Consider the following 20,285-nt stretch of genomic DNA (forward strand, 5'->3'; position numbering starts at 1 on the left):
TTTTCCACACTCACTGCATCAATCCGGCCGCGAGGGCCAGGGTCAGTTCTGCGGCCGGCACATCACAGCAGCCTGAGGTGTTTTGCCCGCACCACAAAGGCGAGAAGTCCCCAATGCCCTGCCGCTCCGCCGCCTGTCGCAGCAGTCCCATGTCGATTGCGGCAAAGGGAAATGGCGGCGCGGCCTCATGCAAGGGGCCAAGCTCTGCCATGGCGCGGTTGACTATACCCCGGGCAGGTCTGCCGGAGAAAAGCGTGGTGATTTGAGTCTGTACCGGCTGCTGGCCAATGGCGCGGCGATGTATGGCTGAGGTTTTAGCTTCATCGCACAGCAGATACGCAGTGCCAATCTGCACCGCATCGGCGCCTGCCTTAAGCGCAGCATTGATATCGGCAGCGCTGCCAAGGCCGCCGGCGGCAATCACGGGCACGGCAAGCTTATCCTTTGCCTGTACCAACAGCGCACGCAGTGGCTGCTGAGAGCCAAAATCCATCGACAAAAACATGCCCCTGTGGCCACCGGCTTCAAGCCCCTGCAGTATGATGCCATCTGCGCCATTGGCCTCTAGCCAAAGCGCCTCATCGAGGGTGGTCGCCGATGACAGTACCTTGGTGCCCCAGCTTTTTAATCGCTGTAACAAGGGCTTGTCAGGAAGCCCAAAATGAAAGCTGACAAAGGCTGGCCGGGCGGTTTCTATCACATCGGCGATGTCGTGACTGAAGGGTTGGCGACTGGCGCTGGCGGTACCTGCGGAGGCAGTAACGCCAAACTCGTCAAAGTAAGGTGCCAGCAGGGACTGCCAGCGCTGGCGAACAGGTTCGGGGTAGTCACTCACCCGATGGCAGAAAAAATTAAGGTTGTAAGGTGCCGGGGTTGCCGCCTGAATACGGCGAATTTCAGCCTGCAGCATTTCACTGCTCAACATGCCACAGGGCAAAGAGCCCAGCCCCCCGGCGTTACACACCGCAATGGTGAGCTCACTGTCCTGCACCCCGGCCATGGGGGCCTGTATGATGGGTAATTCAGTGCCAAGAAACGGCTGCCGTTTATTTGTCATCTCCACTCCCTGGTATGCTTGCGGGCAAAGCCCGTGATAAATCCCTTATTCCACACCTATGCCAAAAGACACAGGCACATCAGTACAGGTCCCTGGCGGCTCAGTGTGCTGTCTTAGCGGGTTTGAGCCTGGCAATGAGTGTCATCACCAGCACAGCCACTGCGCCCGCGACTATGCCAAAAAGCAGATTAAGCAGGCTCGGAGTAAAAAACTCAAGCACCGGGCCTATGGCCTCGATTGCCCCCACACGCACTGCGGCGGCATTGATGCCATCGTGAAGCACATGAATACCGTGGGTAAGAATACCGCCCCCCACCATAAACATGGCCGCCGTGCCCACCACAGATAAGAGCTTCATCAATTTGGGGGCTGCCGCCAGCAGCAGCTTGCCCACCAACCGGGCCAGAGCAGCCGTTTTACGCGACAGCCAGAGACCCAAATCATCCAGCTTGACAATGCCCGCCACCAAACCATACACACCTATGGTCATCGCCACCGCGATAATGGACAGGGTCGCGACCTGGGTCATAAAGGGTTGCCCGGCGACCACCCCCAGGGTGATGGCAATGATCTCGGCCGAGAGTACAAAATCGGTGCGTACCGCGCCTTTCACCTTTTGTTTCTCATACTCTTTGGGATCCATGCCCTCCGGCGCCAGGGCATCGTGGGGATCTTCACCTGCTACCGGCACATGTTTGGCCTTCGCATGCCACAGCTTTTCAAAGCCCTCGAAGCACAAAAACAGGCCGCCGAACATTAAAAGGGGCGTGACCAGCCAGGGAACGAAAGCACTGATGAGCAGCGCCGCCGGAACCAAAATCAGCTTGTTCAAAAACGAGCCCTTGGCAACGGCCCACACCACTGGCAACTCCCGGTCGGCATTGACTCCGGTCACCTGCTGGGCATTGAGGGCCAAATCATCCCCCAGCACTCCGGCGGTCTTTTTGGCTGCGACCTTACTCATCACAGACACATCATCCAGAATGGTGGCTATATCATCCAGCAGGGTGAGCAAACTGGCTCCGGCCATAACAACTCCTTGTGAAAACTCCGAAATCGATTGCGGTTATCCTAATCCATCCCTTCGGCAAAACGCACCCCCGGAAGGCAAAAGTACCCAGATGTCATTAAAGCAGGCAGGATTTTTGTTAGCCAACAACCACTTTTGTGGCCACTTGCAGGTATAATAAGGGCAATTTTTTTGCATTAAGTCTTTTACAGGATCTCACCATGACTCAAGACGAAATGAAAAAGGCCGCCGCCTGGGCTGCACTCAAGTACGTTGAAAAAGACAGTATTGTGGGCGTGGGCACCGGCTCTACCGTTAACCACTTCATCGATGCGCTGGCTACCATCAAGGCAGAAATCGAAGGCGCCGTGTCTTCTTCTGAAGCCTCAACCGCCAAGCTCAAAGCACTGGGGATCCCGGTTTACGATCTCAACAGCGTCGACAGGCTGTCGGTTTATGTGGATGGCGCCGATGAAATCAACGGCCAGATGGACATGATCAAGGGCGGCGGCGCTGCGCTGACCCGTGAAAAAATTGTCGCCGCCGTGGCCGACAAATTCATCTGTATCGTGGATAACACCAAAGAAGTGGCCATCCTCGGCGACTTCCCGCTGCCGGTGGAAGTGATCCCCATGGCCCGCTCCTATGTGGCCCGAGAGCTGGTGAAACTGGGCGGCGACCCCGTGTACCGTGAAGGTGTGGTTACCGACAACGGCAACGTGATCCTGGATGTGCACAACATGAAGATCATGGAGCCCAAGAAGCTTGAGCAGCAGATAAATGGCATCGTGGGCGTGGTCACCAACGGCCTGTTCGCCCACCGCGGCGCCGATGTGCTCTTGGTCGGCACCCCTGACGGCGTGAAAACAGTCACTGCCAGATAAGCGACCCGATAAATACGAAAAAGCCACCCTTGGGTGGCTTTTTTATTGCGTTGAGCCCCATCAGGACTCATTTGGCTTCAATTTGCTCCACCAGGAGCTGCAGGCTTTGATTACCGCGAAACTCGTTCACATCGAGTCGGTAGGCAAGCTGCACGTGGCGCACGCTGGCGTCTGGCCAGGCTTTGAGATCCACATTAAAGGCGATGGCATCCAGCATCAGTCGGCCACACTCGGTTTCCACCAACATCTTCAGATGCTTTTCGCCCACGAGACGCTGCTGCAATAACCTGAAATGACCATCAAACAGCGGCTCTTCGAAGCCCTGCCCCCAGGGGCCGCTGGCACGGATAAGGTTGGCGGCTTCCAGGGTCAGGTATTCGATGGGCAGTTCACCATCCGAGAGGATTTCGCCGGTGAGGAGCTCAGGTGCCAGCAGCTCCCGCACGGTTTCATCAAACACGGTCTGGAACTTGCCGACATCAGATTTGGCAAGGCTCAGGCCAGCAGCCATGGCATGGCCACCAAATTTGGGAATAAGCCCGGGGTGACGGCTGGAAATCAGCTCCAGCAAGTCGCGCATGTGCAGGCCCTTGATGGAGCGGGCCGAGCCTTTGACCTCGGTATCCGAGGCTTCGGCAAAGGCAATAACGGGTCTGTGGTACCTGTCTTTGATACGGGACGCCAAAATGCCTATCACCCCCTGATGCCAGTCATCCTGATACAGGGCTATGCCCCAGGGCAGTTGTGATTCTTCCAGCTGCAAACGCTCGAGGCTCTTTAACGCCTCGGCCTGCATGCCGGTTTCCAGCTCGCGACGCTCCTGATTCAGGCCATCCAGCTCGGCCGCCATCCTGCGGGCATACACGATGTCGTCACACAAGAGGGTTTCGACCCCGAGGGACATTTCATCGAGGCGCCCGGCGGCATTGAGCCTGGGGCCCACGGCAAAACCAAAGTCGGCGGCCACGGCGCGGGCAGGGTTACGCTTGGCCACTTCCAGCAGCGCCGTGATCCCGGGCCTGCAACGGCCGGCCCTGACGCGTTTAAGTCCGGCATCCACCAGAATCCGGTTATTGGCATCCAAACTCACCACGTCTGCCACAGTCCCAAGCGCTACTATGTCCACCAGTACCGCCAGGTTGGGCTCTTTTATACCGAGCTTTTCAAACCAGCCGCGGTTTCTGAGTTCGGCCCTCAGGGCCAGCATCAGATAAAAGGCCACGCCAACACCGGCAATAGACTTGCTGGCAAAGGGGCAGCCATGTTGGTTGGGGTTGACTATGGCGTCAGCGTCCGGCAATACCTGCCCGGGTAAATGGTGGTCGGTGATCACCACCTGCATCCCGGCGGCCTTGGCCGCCGCCACGCCGTCGATACTGCTGATGCCATTGTCGACCGTGATAAGCACCTCGGCGCCCTTTTCCACCGCGAGCGCCACCAAAGGCACACTGAGGCCATAGCCATAATCGAAGCGGTTTGGAATAAGGAAGTCAGCCCCCTGAATACCCAGCATCTTCAGCGCAAGCAAACACACACTGGTGGAGGTGGCACCATCGGCATCGAAGTCACCGACAATCAGCATACGCTTTGACGCCAGAGCCGCGTCGGCCAGGAGGCGCGCAGCAACATCGAGGCCCAGCATGGTCTCAGGGCGCAGCAAGCGCGACAGTTCCTGCTCACAGTCATCGGCGGCAACACCGCGGCGGGCAAGCAATTGCTTTATCAGAGGGTGTAGATGGTTTGGCAGGTGGGAGTCATCCACCGTTTCGCGCCTGGTGAGCTTGTACTTCACGCAGGGACTCCTTGCTTGAACCTTTGGGGACACGGGTACAACAAAAAGGTGAGCCTGGGCTCACCTTCGCTGTGGTGCTGCATGCAGTTACTGCTTAACCGCACGACGCTCCAGTACATCAAACAGCGCCGAGGCAGGCTGGTAACCGGGGATCATGGAACCATCTTCCAGCACCATGGCCGGGGTACCATTTACGCCGAAGGCGCCACCCAGATTGTACTGACCGGCGATATCCGCATCACACTTGGCGAGGCTGATATTTTTACCGGCTTTGGCATCGTCCATGGCCTTGTGGGGGTCTTTGGCACACCATACGGCTTCCATTTCGTCGGCATTGGGCGAAGGCACGCCCTGACGGGGATATGCAAGGTAGCGCACCGTGATCCCCAGGTCGTTATAGTCTTTCATCTCGCGGTGCAACTTGCGGCAATAGCCACAGGTAATGTCTGTAAAGACAGTCACTACGTGCTTTTCGTCTTTGGCTTTATACACCAACATCTTGCTTTCAAATTCTTTGAGCATGTCCAGACGCGGACCAGCCAGGGCTTTTTCGGTCAGGTTGTTCATCTGGTCATTCAAATCATAGATATTGCCGTGAAGCAGTTTGCTGCCATCGGCGGTGATGTAAAGTACACCGCGGTTAGTGATGGCCTGATACAGACCTTCAACCGGTGAGGCAGTAATAATGTTCACTTCCAGGCCAAGGGTGCTTTGAATTTTCTGCTTCAACATGTCGTTTGGAGTGGCAGGCGCAGCCATCACCATGGGTGCCAGGGCCAATGAGCCCAGAAGCGTCAGGGTACGGGTGAATTTCATCTTGAGTCCTTGAATACGACTGCGGGTGTAGTCTCTTGATTATAAGACCCGCGAATGGCCTGAAAAGTTACCGTCTAACGATAACAAAAGCAAATTACCCGAGAGTGAATTTGTATCAGTCGGTGTTTTTGCCGGCCTCATTATCCCCTCGGGTGATGTTTTTGATGGAGATCCGCAAGGCGGGTTCTGGCCACGTGGGTATAAATTTGGGTGGTCGATAAGGAGCTGTGCCCCAGCAGCAACTGCACTACCCTGAGATCGGCGCCATGGTTGAGCAAATGGGTGGCAAAGGCATGCCTTAAGGTATGGGGCGACAGCTCAGTGGAAATGCCTGCTCTGAGCGCATACAGCTTGATGCGGTGCCAAAAGGTTTGCCGGGTCATTTGCTGGCCACGGCTGGATGGAAACACCACCTCGGAGGCCCCTTGCCTGAGCAGCATCTGCCTTGGGCCGGCAAGGAACTGCTCCAGCGCATCCTGAGCCACCTCCCCCATGGGCACCAGCCTTTCTTTACCCCCTTTACCAATAATGCGAACCAACCCCTGACGCAGCCCCAGCTCCGACATCCCCAGCCCCACCAACTCACTGACCCGAAGCCCGGTGGCATAGAGAAGCTCCAACATGGCTTTATCGCGGCACTCCACAGGGTCGTCACTGTTTGGCTCCGCCAGCAGCAGCTCCACCTGCGCCTCCGACAGGCTGCTGGGCAGGGATTTGGGCAGCTTGGGCGACTCAATCAAGGCCGTGGGGTCTTCACTGAGATTGCCGGATACCAGCTGATGACGATAGAAGCGGCGCAGGCTTGAAAGCATGCGTGCCGTGGAGGTTTTGGCCATACCCTGCTCAAATCGGTGGGCCAGGTAGTCCCTGAGTGTCAGGCTATCGAGGGCCAGCAAGCCAATACCCTTTGCTGTGAGAAAGGCATCAAACTGGCACAAATCGGTTCGGTAGGCACTTAAGGTGTTGTCAGACAGCCCCTGCAATGACCAGAGATCATCCAAAAAGGCATCTATCAACGCCATGCCTGCCTCGCTGGGCTGCAATGAAGCGCCGGATTTTTTGGGGCGCTTGCCACCCTTGTGGGCAGAATTAACCTTGGCGGACAAAAAAGACTCCAACAGAAAAAAACAAAAAAGCCGGACAAGGCCGGCTTTTTAAAGATGAATCTGGCTATCAGGCCGCGGCCGGCGTGCGCTTGCCGATAAAGAGGCAGATTACCATGGTCACTGCGGTTGGCAACAACCAGGCCATGCCTTCGGCATAAAGCGGCATAAAGCTCAGTGACTCCATGTTCACCCCGGCGGCCTTAAGACCATCGATGGCACCAAACAGCAAGGCCACCGCCAGTACCAGTCGGTGGCTGATTCTGGGATTGGGCAGGTATTGGGTCATAAAGGTCACGGCCACCAGTGCAATCACCACGGGGTAAACACTCACCAGCACCGGAATACTGACGCTGATAAGCTGGGTCAGCCCCACGTTGGCCACCACGGCACAGATTATCGAAAACAGGATCACAAACTGACGATATTTAATGCGCGGGAACAGCTCATTGAAATAATCAGAGCAGGCACTCACAAGGCCAACGGCGGTAGTCAAACAGGCCAGAGATACCACAGTCGACAGCATCAGCGCCCCTAAAGTGCCAAACTCGCGGTCCACATACCGGGTCAGGATCTGGCCGCCATTTTCAGCGCCCTGGGCGATCTCCCCCGCAGTGGCGCCAAGGAAAAACAGCGAAATATACACAAAGGCCAATCCGGACGCGGCAATAAAGGCCGCACGCACCAGTGCCCGGGTTTGGTCGGCCGGGGCATCGACCCCTTTCTTGCGCAGCAGGTCGATGATAAGCATACCGAACATCAGTGATGCCAGGGTGTCCATGGTGTTATAGCCTTCAATCACCCCCTTGATAAGCGGACTGGAGGCATAGTCACCCACCGGGGCTGAAGTGTCACCGGATGGCAGCATTATCACCGAGATAGCCAGCGACAACAGCAGCACCATCAGCACCGGCGTCAGCACCTTGCCGACGCTGTCCATCAACTTGCCCGGAAAGAGTGCCAGCAGCATGGTGACGGCAAAGAAACCCAGGGTAAAGATAAGCTGGGCCACATTCAGGCTGATGCTGCCGATTGCCCATACGGTACTGGTATCGCCGAGGAAAGGTTTGGCGCCGATTTCAAAGGCGACAAGGCCGGTGCGGGGCGCCGCAAAAGCCGGGCCTATGATGATGTAAATAGCCACGGCCAGGGCGGTAGCTGCCACAGCAGGCAGATACGCCATCACCTTGCCCTGAGTCTTGGCGACAGCAATCAAACCGACCAGGGGCATACCCACGGCAGTCACCAAAAAGCCCATCATGGCCAGTGGCATGTTGTCTCCGGCAAGCATGCCCGCGAATGGCGGGAATATCAGGTTGCCGGCCCCCAAAAAGAACGCAAAAGTCATAAAACCCAGACTTAAGGTGTCTGAGAAACTCATCTGCTTGTTTTGCACAAGAAGCCCCATCTTATTTATTAGTGTTTTTCGAACAAACTTAAGTGATTATCTGTAACTTGGCTACCGAAGAAGGACTGAGAAAGCCCCCGTGTAACGCCAGAATTACAGTACTGGAGAGGTAAATTTGGCGTTGCACGCCGAAAAAACCACCTGCCTCGAGGTGAATTTTGGCCAAAAACGCCACCGAGGGGCCCGAAGTCGCAAAATTTGGCTACGGGAAAGGGGAAAACTAATACCAAAGCCCGGACAGCAGCGCAAGCAGACCGGCCTCTCTTGCACAAAAAAGTGTCCCATGCTGCACTCGCGCTAACAACATGTTGCGCCGGATCACGGCCCTTGGGCGTTTTCGGGGTGCGACCATCACATTCCGGCAACAGCACCGCGAAAAGTAGGCCATCAAGGTCAGACCAGCCAGCAGGGACCGGTGTCTTTTTGCGGGCAAACCCGGGGCACGACTGGGGACTGGCGCATGATTCTGCTACCATGCCGCCATTAAATTGCGATTGGTTATTTGGCGACCCCATGGGATTCAGTTTTAAAGCATTTCACGTGGACGATTTCGGTTGCGGTATGCCGGTGAGCACAGACGCCGTGCTGCTGGGAGCCTGGGCTAACCTCTATGGCGCCGAAACTGTGCTCGACCTCGGTGCCGGCAGCGGTCTTTTAGCCCTGATGGCAGCACAGCGCTGCAACGCGCCCATCACCGCCATTGAGATAGACCCGGTTGCCGCCAACGCCTGCCGAGCAAATATTGCCGCCAGTCCCTGGCCCGACAGGATAACCCTGATAGAGGCCGACGCCACCGATACGACCGTGCTGGCGGGCAAAGTGTTCACTCACATACTCTGTAATCCCCCCTATTTTGAAACCGGGCCATTGTCAGAAAAGCCCGGCAGGGCGTTGGCACGGCACACAGGGAGCCTCGGCTTTTCAGTCCTGTGCCACTTAATTGCGGCACACTTACGCGCCGATGGTCTTGCCAGCCTGGTGTTGCCGGTGGAGAGTGAAGTCACATTCAGGCAAGCACTCACTCACGCTGGACTTGGCATTCGGCAACGGGTTGAAGTCAGCACAGTTGAAGGCAAGCCGCCACGGAGACTGCTGCTGGCACTGGGCCAGGGCGACGGGCCTTGTGAGAATGAGAGCCTCGCCATCAGGGATATTCACGGCTGCTACACTGAGGCCATGACGGCCCTGACCCGAGACTTTTACCTGAAACTGTAACTCTTGGTTTCAGTAACCGAGTAAAGCACCTATAATAGCGCGCCTGTTAGAGTAGGAATGCCACCATGCTATTTGAAGATTTCCAATTGGACCCCGAGCTGCTGGAGTCCCTGAAAGCCATGGGGCACAACACCCCCACCACCATTCAGCGTATGACCATCCCCCTTGCCATGGAGCAAAGGGACATTTTGGCGCGCGCTCCAACAGGTACCGGCAAGACTGCCAGCTTTTTGCTGCCTGCACTGCAGCACCTGATAGATTTCCCCCGCCGTCGCCCGGGTCAGCCCCGGGTGCTGGTACTTACCCCGACCCGAGAACTGGCCAGCCAAATCCATCGCTACGCCAGCCATTTGGCCACCAATCTGGAACTGGACATCAAACTGATTACCGGTGGTGTGCCCTATGGTCCCCAGGAAGAGATGCTAAAGAGTAACGTCGATATCCTGGTGGCAACTCCGGGGCGTTTGCTGGAATACCTGGACAAGGGCCACTTCAGCGCCGAACTGGTGGAAGTTCTGGTTATCGATGAGGCCGACCGCATGCTGGACATGGGCTTTGGTGAAGTGGTGAAAACCCTTGCCGTGGAAGCCAGTGGCCGTAAACAGGCCATGCTGTTTTCAGCCACCCTGGAAGGTGGCGGAGTAGGCAGCTTTGCCCGGGAACTCCTGAACGAACCTGTATTTGTCGAGTCTGAGCCACCCCGCAGCGAAAAGGCCAAAATCCACCAGTGGATCCATCTGGCCGACGACAAGGACCACAAGTTTGCCCTGCTGACCCATCTGCTGAAGCAGGAAGACGTCAAACGGGCCATCGTTTTCTGTAAAACCCGCGACGTGGTCGCTTCACTGGAAGGCCAGCTGCAACAGGCCGGTATTGCCTGCGCCTTTATGCGCGGCGACATGGATCAGAAAAAACGTTTCCAGGCACTGGGCCGCTTTACCAAGGGTGAAGTTAACGTGCTGCTGGCCACCGACGTGGCTGCCCGGGGTATCGACATTGAAGACATCACCCACGTGATAAACTTCGACATGCCACGCTCCGCCGACACCTATGTGCACCGCATTGGCCGTACCGGCCGTGCAGGCGCCAAGGGCACAGCCATCTCCCTGGTAGAAGCCCATGACATGCGTATTCTGGGTAAGGTCGAGCGTTACATTGAGCAGCCGCTCAAACGTCGGGTGATTGAAGAGCTTCGCCCCAAACACAAAGAAGCCAAGGTGCCCACCAAGAAAAAGGTCAAGGCCAAGGATGCCAAAGCCAAGGCCAAAAACCCCAAGCCCAAAGCGGCCCCGGGCCGTGGCCCCGCTACGCCAAACGCCAAGACCGATGACAACCGGGGCGGCGACAACTTCAGATCTGGCGGCAGAGCGTCGACACGCCATGCCGGTAATGACGACAAGGGCGAAGGCCAGGATAAACACGAGCGCAGAAGCTACGACAAGCAAGAGCGCAGAAGCCACGACAAGGGCGATACCGGCCGCAGCCAACATGGCACCGGACGGAATGAACGCAGTGCTGATGGCAAAGGTTATGCGCCGAAAGACGGCCCCCCCCGTGGTCCAAAGCGTGAAGCGGGTGAAAAAACAGCCCATGGCCGCGCAGACCAGCGTCACTCCAGGGATGCAGACCCAAAGAGCGATAGAGGCTATCAATCGGCCGAACGCAGCAATGCCCAGGGCAAAGAGCGCTCTAACGCCGAAGGAAAGCAGCGCTACAGTGCTGAAGGGAAACAGCGTTTCAGCGCTCAAGGTAAAGACGGCAAACGCAGTGATAAAAGCGGTGACTACCGCGCATCTGCATCAAAGACCACAGGCGGCAAAAGCCGCAAACCGTCCAAAGCCGACTGACACCACAAAAATTGTATAAAAACAGGGGCCTTGTGCCCCTGTTTTATTTTGTGGCCAAAACCGCCAAAACCACTCCTGCTCAGACAGGCGTGACAAGACTTTTCCATCTCTTCGATAAAAATCAGATACATTTCTGTTACAAAAACTGATTGGTATAGCAGGGCGCTTTTGATACCTTAACCCCCGTTACCTGTTAATGGACAAGCGGGCCCCTATGAGCACTATTTTAAGACGTACCCTCCCCCTTATCATTCTCGCGCTATTCATTCTGGCCGCCATGGTACTCATGGCCACCAAAGAAGCCCCGGAACAAAAGGCCGAAGAGGCCGATATGCCAATTATCGAAGTGACTGAGGTCCGGCAGGAAACCATGTCGCTGAATTTGCCGTCATACGGGGTGGTAATGCCAAGGCACAAGACCCAATTGGTGGCCGAAGTGCAGGGGCGCCTGACGAGTGTATCGCCCAATTTTGTTGCCGGCGGCGTGGTGAAGGCCGGCGATCAACTGGCGGTGATAGAACCGTCAGACTATCAGGCCGATCTGATGCAGGCAGAGGCTTCACTGGCCCAGGCTACAGCCGCGCTCAACGAAGAAATCGCCCGCGGCGAAGTGGCAAAAACCGAGTTCAAGGGATATGACAAGGGCGTCCCCCCTGAACTGGGTCTGCGTATTCCACAGCTCAGAAAAGAACAAGCCAACGTCAAATATGCCGAAGCCGCTTTGGCCCGCGCCAAGCGCAATTTGGAGCGCACCGTTATCCGCGCGCCTTTCGACGGCATAGTCAAAGCCCGTGGTGTCGACCTGGGTCAATACGTCACCCTGGGCACCAAGCTGGGCGAGCTTTACGATACCAGTGTTGCCGAAATCCGCCTGCCGCTGGCCAATGCCGACCTCGCGTATCTGGAGTCGGTTGACAACCCCGACACCGAAGTCACCCTGACCGCCTCCCTCGCCGGACGTGATGTGGTGTGGACCGGCGACATAGTGCGCAGCGAAGGAGTTATCGATGAAGGCAACCGCATGGTGTATTTGGTGGCAGAAATTCCCGACCCTTATTTGCGCAAGCAAAAAACCCAGGGCCAGCTGCCACTGAAATACGGTACCTTCGTCAACGCCATCATCAAGGGCCGCACCGAAGACGGCATAGTGCGTCTGGACCGCCATCTGGTACGTGAAGGTAAGGTGCCCGTCGTTCGCAGCGACAATACCCTGGAGCTGCGTGACGTGAATGTTGTGCGCTCGGATCTCAACTACGCCTACATCAAGGACAGCCTGAAGACCGGTGAGCGCGTCTCCCTGACCAACACAGGTACCCTGTCCACCGGCCAAATGGTGAAAATCCGCGGTGAGGAAACCCCGGACAGCACCCGGGATAGCGAGGCGCCATCCAATGAGCGTCTGGCACAGGCAGGGGATAAGTAATGGACACCCACAAAGGCATAATTGCGTGGTTTGCCCGCAACAGTGTGGCGGCAAACCTGTTGATGATAGTACTGCTGGTTGGCGGTCTTTTTAGTACACAGCTGATTAACAAAGAAATATTCCCAAGTTTTGAGCTCAATCTGCTCAGAATTTCGGTGGCCTACCCCGGCGCCGCGCCACAGGAAATCGAAGAAGGGATCAACATCAAAATCGAAGAAGCCATCCAGGATGTTATCGGCATTAAAAAGCTGACATCGGTGGCAAGCGATGGCGTGGGCAGTATCACCATCGAAGTGGAAAATGGGGTCGATGCCAAAACCGTACTGGATGAGGCCAAACTCCGTATCGATGCCATATCCACCTTCCCGGCCAATATCGAAAAACCCAACATTTACCAGATAAAGCCGGAAAACAACGTGATTTGGCTGTCTGTGTATGGCGATATCAATGCCCACGAGATGAAGGAGCTGGCCAAGAACATCCGTGATGAAGTGGCCGCCCTACCCTCGGTGACCCGCGCCCAGGTGGCCGGTGCCCGCAACTATGAAATCGGCATCGAAGTCTCGGAAAATAAATTGCGTGAATATGGCCTCACCTTCACCCAGGTTGCCATGGCGGTGCAAAACTCCTCTCTGGACTTACCCGGCGGTGCCATTCGTGCCAAAGATGGCGATATCCTGCTACGTACCAAGGGTCAGGCCTACACCGGCGAAGACTTCTCCAGCATAGTGGTTGCCACCAGCAAGGACGGTAGCCGCATCATGCTGCCGGACGTGGCCACCATCAAGGACGATTTCGAAGAACGCCTCGACTACACCCGCTTTAACGGCAAACCCGCAGTGATAGTGGAAGTGCTGAGCGTGAAAGATCAGGACGCCGTGGCCATCGCCGAGGATGTGAAAAACTACATTACCGAGCGCAAACTCAGTTTGCCCGCCGGCGCCGAGCTGGATTACTGGGGAGATTTGACCCACTACCTCAACGGCCGCCTCAATATGATGCTGTCGAACATGACCATGGGTGCCCTGCTGGTGTTTGTGATCCTGGCACTGTTCCTGGATCTTAAACTGGCATTCTGGGTAATGGTGGGCATTCCCGTGTGTTTCCTCGGCACCCTGCTCTTGATGCCGGTGGAGCCCTTTGCCCTGTCCATCAACATGCTCACCCTGTTCGCCTTTATCCTGGTGTTGGGGATTTTGGTGGATGATGCCATTGTGATTGGGGAGAGCGTCCACACCGAGGTGGAACGCCACGGTCATAACATGGACAACGTTATCCGCGGTGCCCAGAAAGTGGCCATGCCCGCCACCTTCGGGGTACTGACAACCATAGCGGCCTTTATTCCCATGCTGATGGTGGATGGTCCCATGGGGATCATCTGGAAATCCATCGGCATGGTGGTGATCCTCTGTCTGGCGTTTTCGCTGGTGGAATCCAAGCTCATTCTGCCTGCCCACCTCGCCCACATGAAGCCAAACACCAAGGAGCCCACCGGGCCACTTGGCCGCATGAAAGTACGCTTTAACGAGCGCGTGGCCCATTTTATCCATCACAGCTACAAGGCGTTTCTTGAGCGTGCCATTCGCAACAGATACAACTGGCTGGCCGGCTTTACCGGGGTATTGATCCTTTCTATCGCCCTGGTTGCCAGTGGCAAGGTGCGCTGGGTGTTTTTCCCCAGCATTCCTTCTGACTTTGTGCAGGTAAATCTTGAGATGGAAGAAGGCAGCTCAGAGGACAACACCCTCAAGGCGCTGCAACAAATCGAAGATGCCCTCTACCGCATGAACGGTGAAATGGAGCAGAAGTACGGTGAACCTGTGGTGAAACACAGCTTCTTCAACATGAACTCCCGCACCAGTGCCTTTATTTTTGCCGAGCTGACCAAGGGGGAAGACCGCGAGCTGGATGGCACCGCCATTACCGATGCCTGGCGTGACGCCCTGCCGGAAATGGTGGGAGTGAAGAAGTTGTCCATGAATGCCACCACCAACGATGCCGGTGGCGATGTGGCTTTCCGTCTGTCTTCCAGTGACCTTGAGCAGCTGTCACTGGCGGCCAAAGACCTTAAAACCAAGCTGGCAAGCTATGAAGGCCTGTACGATATTGCCGATAACTATTCCTCCGGCAGCCATGAAATTCGCCTGAAAATCCGCCCCGAGGCCGAAGCCCTTGGACTGACACTGTCAGATCTGGCGCGCCAGGTACGTTATGGCTTTTATGGCTACGAGGCCCAGCGCATTTTGCGCAACAAGGAAGAAGTGAAGGTGATGGTACGCTATCCACTGGAGCAGCGACGCACCCTGGGTCATCTGGAAAACATGCTGATCCGCACCCCCGATGGTACCGCGGTCCCCTTTGCCAACGTGGCCGAAATCGAAATGGGCGACTCTTACTCGGCCATTACCCGGGTAGATGGTCGCCGGGCTATCACCATCACGGCCGCCGCCAACAAAGACAAGGTGGAGCCGGGCAAAGTGGTTGCAGAAATTCAGAAAGACTTTATGCCGCTGCTGAAACAAAAGTACCCCCATATCGACACCTCCCTCGATGGTCAAAGTCAGGAAGAGGCCGATGCCATTTGGGGGCTGCTGCAGGGGCTGTTCTTCGCACTTTTCACCATCTATGCCCTGATGGCGATTCCGCTGAAGTCATACAGCCAGCCGATGATCATCATGTCGGTGATCCCCTTCGGTATGATTGGCGCCATCATAGGTCACCTGCTGCTTGGGCTGTCTCTGAGCGTCCTTAGCCTGTGCGGTATTATCGCCCTGGCCGGGGTGGTGGTGAATGACTCGCTTATCCTGGTGGACTTTGTGAACCGTGCCCGGGCACAGGGTTTTGCCCTGCGTGAAGCCGTGGTGAATGCGGGCTGTTTCCGCTTCAGGGCCATCATTCTGACCTCCCTGACCACCTTCTTCGGTCTGGTGCCCATCATCCTTGAACGCAGCTTGCAGGCTCAGATTGTCATACCCATGGCCACCTCTCTGGCGTTCGGCATCCTCTTCTCCACCTTGGTGACCCTGATACTGGTGCCCTTGCTGTACGTCATACTGGCCGATTTCGCGAGCCTTTGGCAGCGCTTCTTCAATTGGTGGTGGCAACCAAACCATGGACACCAAGAGCGGAGCGTTTCTGCCGAGCGTATCGCTGAGCAGGGGCACGGTGCCTCACTGGCGCAGTCGCTTGAGGGTGCAAAGCACGACTGAGGCAAAATACTTGTCTGTCATCCCAAAAGGGAGAGCCGAGGCTCTCCCTTTTTGATCCCGGGAACATTTTGCACAAGATGCCTCTGTTACACTGCCCCCACGTTGCCCCCAGGCCCAACCGGGCGAAGCACCATGAATCCAAAGGACTCCACTCCCCCAAACGGCATACCAGACGCGACCCTCGTTTACGATATCCGTCGCAGCCGATACCTCAATATCACGGGTCGCTGTACCCTCAGATGCGGCTTTTGCCCCAAACAGCAGGGCAGCCGACAAATTCATCAGTATCAGCTGGCATTGGATAAGCAGCCCAGTGTTGATGCCCTCCTCCCCCTGCTTGGGGATGTGGACGCCTTCGATGAATACGTGTTTTGTGGCTATGGCGAGCCAACGCTGAATCTGCCCACCTTGCTCGGTGTCGCCCGCGCCATTAAAGCCCGGGGCGGCCGGGTCAGGGTGAATACCGATGGGTTGGGCAATCTGTTTCATAAACGCAATATCCTGCCGGAACTGGCCGATTGCGTGGATGCGCTCTCGGTGTCCCTCAATGCCCAGGATGAACTCATATACCTGAAACACTGCCAACCACGACTGAAAGGGTCATGGCAGGCCGTAAATGACTTTATTCGCATGGCACCGGCTTACATTGACCGGGTGGACGTGTCCGCCATCGATGGTTTGCCCGGCGTCGATATCCAGGCCTGTCGGGCACTGGTTGAAGCGGCAGGCTGCACATTCAAGCACCGCCACCTCGATATAATGGGCTAGTTTTGTCCCGCCAAACCCGGCGCACGGGCCTGTACCGGCGGGGGAATCGTGTTAACATTGTGCCCACTTTTGGTCCAAATTTAGCTCTGGCATGCTCAAACCCAATACCGGATTATCGTCGCTCTCCTCTTTGCTGACCGATGAACAAAGTGTTCGCTGGTCACATCAACGTATGCTGGCCATCGCCAGTCAGTTGGCGATGCTGGTGATTAGCGTAGTGTTGGTGATTAATGTCATCATTACCCTGGGCGAGCGCAGACTGCAGCAGGAATGGGCCACCCAGAGATACAGCGAGCTTCAGTCTGTCGGCACCATGATTGCTGACAAGGTCACCTTCCAGCAGTTCCGCACCCAAACCTTTGCACGGGGTGAACTCCTGCGCCAGTACCTTGAGACAGGGGATGAAGCCCTGAAGGAAAAGCTGCTGCTGCAGTGGACTGGGCTGCAAAAGAACATGCCTGAACTGATGGGGATTGCCCTGTTCAATGCCAATGGCGAGTTTCTGTTTGCCTCCACCGATGTGTTCGGGCGCCAGACCCTGCCACCTTCACTGCTGGGCGGCGCCCGCAATATGGGCGGTAACGAAATCTACAGCTCCCCCATGGAGTTTTTGTCCGTCAATGGCGACCTCGAACCCTACATGTATCAGCTGGCATGGCTTGAGAATCCCGACCAGAGCGTACGGGGCTATCTGGTGACCTATAACTCCATGCTGCGCACCCTGGATATGGTCAAACCCGCCCTCAGTGCCAATCAGCAACCCATGATGATGTTTGATACCCAGGGCCTGATGTATGCCGGTGCCAGCGATGCGCCTCTGCCCCGGCTGCCAGAGGGCTTAAGCGGCAGCCTTCGTCAGAGTTACCCTGCCCTGTGGCGACAGATGGCCATGAGCAACTTTGGCCAGTTCCACGGCGATGACGCCACCTTTGTGTATCTGAAGGTAGACCTCACCACCCAGTATGAAACCCGTCGTGAATACTTTTTGGTGTCCTATATCCGCAACGATGACATCGCATCCCGCTTCTCCCAGTGGCAAACCATTCTGGTGATAGGCGCCTTCATACTGACTCTGCTGGCCGCAGCCGTGGTGATACTCACCCATCTTTTCCGCCTCGAGCAGCGCGCCCGTCACAACAGTATCCAACTGGCGGCGGATCTCTTTACCGGTGAAGAAGGCCAGCTGCTGGTGAACGATAAGGGCAGGGTCCTCAGTGCCAATCCCAAGGCCGGCAGTTTATTGAATCTTGCGGCCAACCAACTGACAGACCGCAGCCTGCAGCGCTGTTTGCAGCTGGATGATGAGAGCTTTGAGAAAATCATCGCCACCGCCAAGGCCAAGGGCGAATGGCGCGGTGAAGTCAGCCTGGATGAACTCCCCGGCGCCGTGATAAGGGTGGTGCTGCGTTACACCCGCGCCAACACAGAGCGCCAGCGTTATTTCCTGGTTAGCCTCAGTGACATCAGTGAACTGGCACAGAGCCGCCGTGAAGAATCCATGCACAGATTGCTGGCCGACAGCGCAGTGGCAACCGCACTGACACGGGCCGACGGCACCCTGCTGAAATTCAACAACGCCTTCGAACAGCTGCTGGAATACAACGAGCCCCTGGGCGCCAATCTGGCCGATATTCTGGAAAATGACCTGGGTAATCAGTGGCCGCGCATCACACAAATGGTGGCCATGCAGGGCAGCTGGCAGGGGCAGATTCTGTGCAGCAACAACGCCAGCACCTGTTTGCAGGCCACCCTCAAAGGCCACCTGGACGACGAAGGTGATATTGAGTATCTGGTGTGTACCCTGGAGCAGGCCAGTAGCCGCAACCGAAACCGCGAAAACAGCCAGCTCATCCCCAACCGCAGCACCATTCTGGCCAACCTGGAAGATCTGGAACGCTACTACGATGCCCTTGGCGAGCAAAGCCGTAACCAGTCCTGCCTGATGTTGATGGACATCAGCCCCGCCGGCATGCTCAGCCATATGAGTGATATTGGTCAGCTGGAAAAACGCCAACAGGAAGTGGAGACTCTGCTGCTCAAAGAGCTGCCCTCCAATTCACAAATTTCCCACTGGCAGCTGGGCAAGCTGGTAGTCATATTACCGGGCACCGACAGCAACGCCGTCCACAAGTACGCGGTAGATGTGCTGGATGCACTGAACAGCATGGGGCTCGGCGAAGGCATCTCCATTGGCATTGCCGCCCACCAGCAGGGGCAAAACCTCGAGGCCTTTATCAGTCACGCCGAAATTGCCCTCAAGCGCGCCAAGCAAACCGGCGATCAGAAGATTTGTCAGGCCTTTACCCGCTGACACCCAGTAGCTGTTCCGGCAGGGATTTTTCACTGACGCTGATAATCCCGCTGCGGTTTAAGGTTACCTTGTATCTGGCATAGCGAGGGCCCTTACGCCCTTCGCGGTACACCAGCACCACGTTGATTTGATAACGACGCTCAGCGGTTTCGGCGCAGATCCCCTCTTCGGTCTCACGAAACACCTTCACCTTGCCCCGCTCCAGATAGCGCACAAAGGGCACCAGGCTGAATGACACCTGTTCTGAGAGGGTGTCATAACCGGCCAAAAATCCCTCATCATTTACCCGGGTCGAAATGCCATAGTGCAGGTATTCCGCCTCCAGGCGGTTTTGCTGATGTCGACGGCTTAAAATTTCAGTCACCGCCGGCGGCAAGTCCTTGCTGCGAACAAAGTCCAGCCACACCTGCTGGCGGGCCACCACCTTCTGGCTTGAGGTATCACGGAGCAATCGGCTCCAGCGGGGACGACCGCGCTGGATAACCCGCCACATGGCGTTGCGGATATCCTCTTTAAAGATTTCCCGGAAACCGTAGATAACCGCCAGGGTCAACAGCAAACTCATGGTGACGCCGCTGAACACCCCCTGCGCCTTGATGATAAGCGCCGACACCACCAGCATCACCAAGCCTGTGGCGAGACCCGTGACAAACTTTTTCAGGCCTACTCCCAAAGGTTTGAGCTCTTCTTTGAGTACAACCCCCTGCTGAATAAGGCGTCTTAGCAGCAACATCTTGTTGGAAATACGGTTGTGATCCGACTTGGTCTTTTCCGAGTTGTAATGGCGGCTGTCACGATAAAGCGCCTCGGTCCGACACAGTGACAGCACAGCATCTCGAACAGTGCCGGCGCCTTCGGCGTCTTCTGTGGGAATGTCCGGGGCGTGCATGATGAGCTGCAGCAATTTTTGCTCACAGTGCCATGACAGGTAGTTGTCGGCGTGCTCAAACCAGGGTTTCCATTTGGGATCTGTGGGCTCGCTGCGACGGAATTTTTTGAGGATGGCGCCCACCTGCTCCCCGAGCTCACCGAGACGGGGAAAAAACTCCTCGGCGTTTTTCAGCTGCAGCAGCTCCTTGGTGTCATTTTCCATGGCAACCGCGAACTGGTAGGCAAAGAGATTCAGATAGAGCCTGAACTCCTCCATGGTGCGCTTGTTGAGGCTGACAAAGCGGCTCTGCACCAATGGCAGATGCAGACCGTCGGAATAATAGGCTCGCCGGCCGATAATGGCGCTGTGGAAGTACTCTTCTTCATCGAGGCTTTCGGGGCCTATGCCCATCTCCTTGGGCAGGGCAAAATACAGATCCAGCCGGCAACTGTCGTTGGCACCAAGCTGATGGGAAAATTTAATCGAAAGTGCGTCTTCTTGCTTGAGTTGAATGTTGGCCACAGGGCTCCTCTATGCCAGGCTGGTGAAATACCTGCGATTTCTGCCGCCAG

The 20,285-nt window shown here is 56.4% G+C and carries 13 protein-coding genes and 1 pseudogene; 7 read left to right on the forward strand and 7 right to left on the reverse strand.

The genetic code is table 11. From position 1 onward, the window contains the following. Nucleotides 1-10 precede the first annotated feature (10 nt). Nucleotides 11-1,057, reverse strand: a complete 1,047-nt coding sequence (locus tag JQC75_RS14165) for an NAD(P)H-dependent flavin oxidoreductase (RefSeq protein WP_203324693.1) — start codon at nucleotides 1,055-1,057, stop codon at nucleotides 11-13. A 100-nt stretch (nucleotides 1,058-1,157) separates the two neighbouring features. Beyond that, nucleotides 1,158-2,087, reverse strand: coding sequence for a DUF808 domain-containing protein (locus JQC75_RS14170; RefSeq protein ID WP_203324694.1), 930 nt, complete (start codon nucleotides 2,085-2,087; stop codon nucleotides 1,158-1,160). A gap of 200 nt (nucleotides 2,088-2,287) precedes the next feature. Here JQC75_RS14170 and rpiA point away from each other — a divergent pair, with 200 nt between their 5' ends. Further along, on the forward strand, nucleotides 2,288-2,950 hold the full coding sequence (gene rpiA / locus JQC75_RS14175) for a ribose-5-phosphate isomerase RpiA (protein WP_203324695.1): 663 nt from the start codon (nucleotides 2,288-2,290) through the stop codon (nucleotides 2,948-2,950). A 67-nt stretch (nucleotides 2,951-3,017) separates the two neighbouring features. On the opposite strand, the gene recJ is transcribed toward rpiA, so the two are convergent. The 4 genes from recJ to brnQ all read right to left on the reverse strand — a co-directional run bounded on the left by recJ (nucleotide 3,018) and on the right by brnQ (nucleotide 8,069). Beyond that, nucleotides 3,018-4,742 carry a single-stranded-DNA-specific exonuclease RecJ gene (gene recJ / locus JQC75_RS14180; RefSeq protein WP_203324696.1) on the reverse strand — a complete coding sequence of 575 codons (1,725 nt, stop codon included), beginning with the start codon at nucleotides 4,740-4,742 and terminating at the stop codon, nucleotides 3,018-3,020. Nucleotides 4,743-4,829: 87 nt separating this feature from the next. After that, nucleotides 4,830-5,558, reverse strand: coding sequence for a bifunctional protein-disulfide isomerase/oxidoreductase DsbC (dsbC, locus tag JQC75_RS14185; protein WP_203324697.1), 729 nt, complete (start codon nucleotides 5,556-5,558; stop codon nucleotides 4,830-4,832). A 140-nt stretch (nucleotides 5,559-5,698) separates the two neighbouring features. Beyond that, the gene (gene xerD / locus JQC75_RS14190; RefSeq protein ID WP_203327231.1) at nucleotides 5,699-6,580 is read right to left on the reverse strand and encodes a site-specific tyrosine recombinase XerD; all 882 of its coding nucleotides are present in this window, start codon (nucleotides 6,578-6,580) and stop codon (nucleotides 5,699-5,701) included. 151 nt (nucleotides 6,581-6,731) lie between these two features. Then, complete coding sequence (brnQ, locus tag JQC75_RS14195) at nucleotides 6,732-8,069, reverse strand: branched-chain amino acid transport system II carrier protein (RefSeq protein WP_203324698.1); 1,338 nt, start codon at nucleotides 8,067-8,069, stop codon at nucleotides 6,732-6,734. Nucleotides 8,070-8,582: 513 nt separating this feature from the next. On the opposite strand from brnQ, the gene JQC75_RS14200 reads away from it, so the two are divergent. The 6 genes and pseudogenes from JQC75_RS14200 to JQC75_RS14225 all read left to right on the forward strand — a co-directional run bounded on the left by JQC75_RS14200 (nucleotide 8,583) and on the right by JQC75_RS14225 (nucleotide 18,842). Further along, nucleotides 8,583-9,284, forward strand: coding sequence for a tRNA1(Val) (adenine(37)-N6)-methyltransferase (locus JQC75_RS14200; RefSeq protein ID WP_203324699.1), 702 nt, complete (start codon nucleotides 8,583-8,585; stop codon nucleotides 9,282-9,284). A gap of 65 nt (nucleotides 9,285-9,349) precedes the next feature. Then, nucleotides 9,350-10,723: pseudogene (gene srmB, locus JQC75_RS14205) on the forward strand (ATP-dependent RNA helicase SrmB); the annotation flags it as partial. A gap of 622 nt (nucleotides 10,724-11,345) precedes the next feature. Further along, the gene (locus JQC75_RS14210; protein ID WP_239002015.1) at nucleotides 11,346-12,554 is read left to right on the forward strand and encodes an efflux RND transporter periplasmic adaptor subunit; all 1,209 of its coding nucleotides are present in this window, start codon (nucleotides 11,346-11,348) and stop codon (nucleotides 12,552-12,554) included. Continuing rightward, complete coding sequence (locus JQC75_RS14215; RefSeq protein WP_203324701.1) at nucleotides 12,554-15,763, forward strand: efflux RND transporter permease subunit; 3,210 nt, start codon at nucleotides 12,554-12,556, stop codon at nucleotides 15,761-15,763. The genes JQC75_RS14210 and JQC75_RS14215 overlap by 1 nt, the downstream gene beginning before the upstream one ends. A gap of 132 nt (nucleotides 15,764-15,895) precedes the next feature. Then, a complete protein-coding gene (locus tag JQC75_RS14220; protein ID WP_203324702.1) occupies nucleotides 15,896-16,531 on the forward strand; it encodes a TatD family nuclease-associated radical SAM protein in 636 nt (211 codons plus the stop codon). Nucleotides 16,532-16,622: 91 nt separating this feature from the next. Beyond that, a complete protein-coding gene (locus JQC75_RS14225) occupies nucleotides 16,623-18,842 on the forward strand; it encodes a PAS domain-containing protein (protein WP_203324703.1) in 2,220 nt (739 codons plus the stop codon). On the opposite strand, the gene JQC75_RS14230 is transcribed toward JQC75_RS14225, so the two are convergent. After that, complete coding sequence (locus tag JQC75_RS14230) at nucleotides 18,832-20,235, reverse strand: hypothetical protein (RefSeq protein ID WP_203324704.1); 1,404 nt, start codon at nucleotides 20,233-20,235, stop codon at nucleotides 18,832-18,834. The two genes, JQC75_RS14225 and JQC75_RS14230, sit on opposite strands and share 11 nt — an antisense overlap. Nucleotides 20,236-20,285: the final 50 nt, after the last annotated feature.

It is taken from the genome of Shewanella litorisediminis (genome assembly GCF_016834455.1).
Lineage (GTDB): Bacteria > Pseudomonadota > Gammaproteobacteria > Enterobacterales > Shewanellaceae > Shewanella > Shewanella litorisediminis.

Bases quoted from the DNA above. Each gene is read 5' to 3' on its own strand.
- JQC75_RS14225 (WP_203324703.1), top strand. From the start codon at position 16,623: ATGCTCAAACCCAATACCGGATTATCGTCGCTCTCCTCTTTGCTGACC.
- JQC75_RS14215 (WP_203324701.1), top strand. From the start codon at position 12,554: ATGGACACCCACAAAGGCATAATTGCGTGGTTTGCCCGCAACAGTGTG.
- xerD (WP_203327231.1), bottom strand. From the start codon at position 6,580: ATGGCGTTGATAGATGCCTTTTTGGATGATCTCTGGTCATTGCAGGGG.
- JQC75_RS14165 (WP_203324693.1), bottom strand. From the start codon at position 1,057: ATGACAAATAAACGGCAGCCGTTTCTTGGCACTGAATTACCCATCATA.
- rpiA (WP_203324695.1), top strand. From the start codon at position 2,288: ATGACTCAAGACGAAATGAAAAAGGCCGCCGCCTGGGCTGCACTCAAG.
- JQC75_RS14200 (WP_203324699.1), top strand. From the start codon at position 8,583: ATGGGATTCAGTTTTAAAGCATTTCACGTGGACGATTTCGGTTGCGGT.
- brnQ (WP_203324698.1), bottom strand. From the start codon at position 8,069: ATGGGGCTTCTTGTGCAAAACAAGCAGATGAGTTTCTCAGACACCTTA.
- JQC75_RS14210 (WP_239002015.1), top strand. From the start codon at position 11,346: ATGAGCACTATTTTAAGACGTACCCTCCCCCTTATCATTCTCGCGCTA.
- JQC75_RS14170 (WP_203324694.1), bottom strand. From the start codon at position 2,087: ATGGCCGGAGCCAGTTTGCTCACCCTGCTGGATGATATAGCCACCATT.
- JQC75_RS14220 (WP_203324702.1), top strand. From the start codon at position 15,896: ATGAATCCAAAGGACTCCACTCCCCCAAACGGCATACCAGACGCGACC.
- dsbC (WP_203324697.1), bottom strand. From the start codon at position 5,558: ATGAAATTCACCCGTACCCTGACGCTTCTGGGCTCATTGGCCCTGGCA.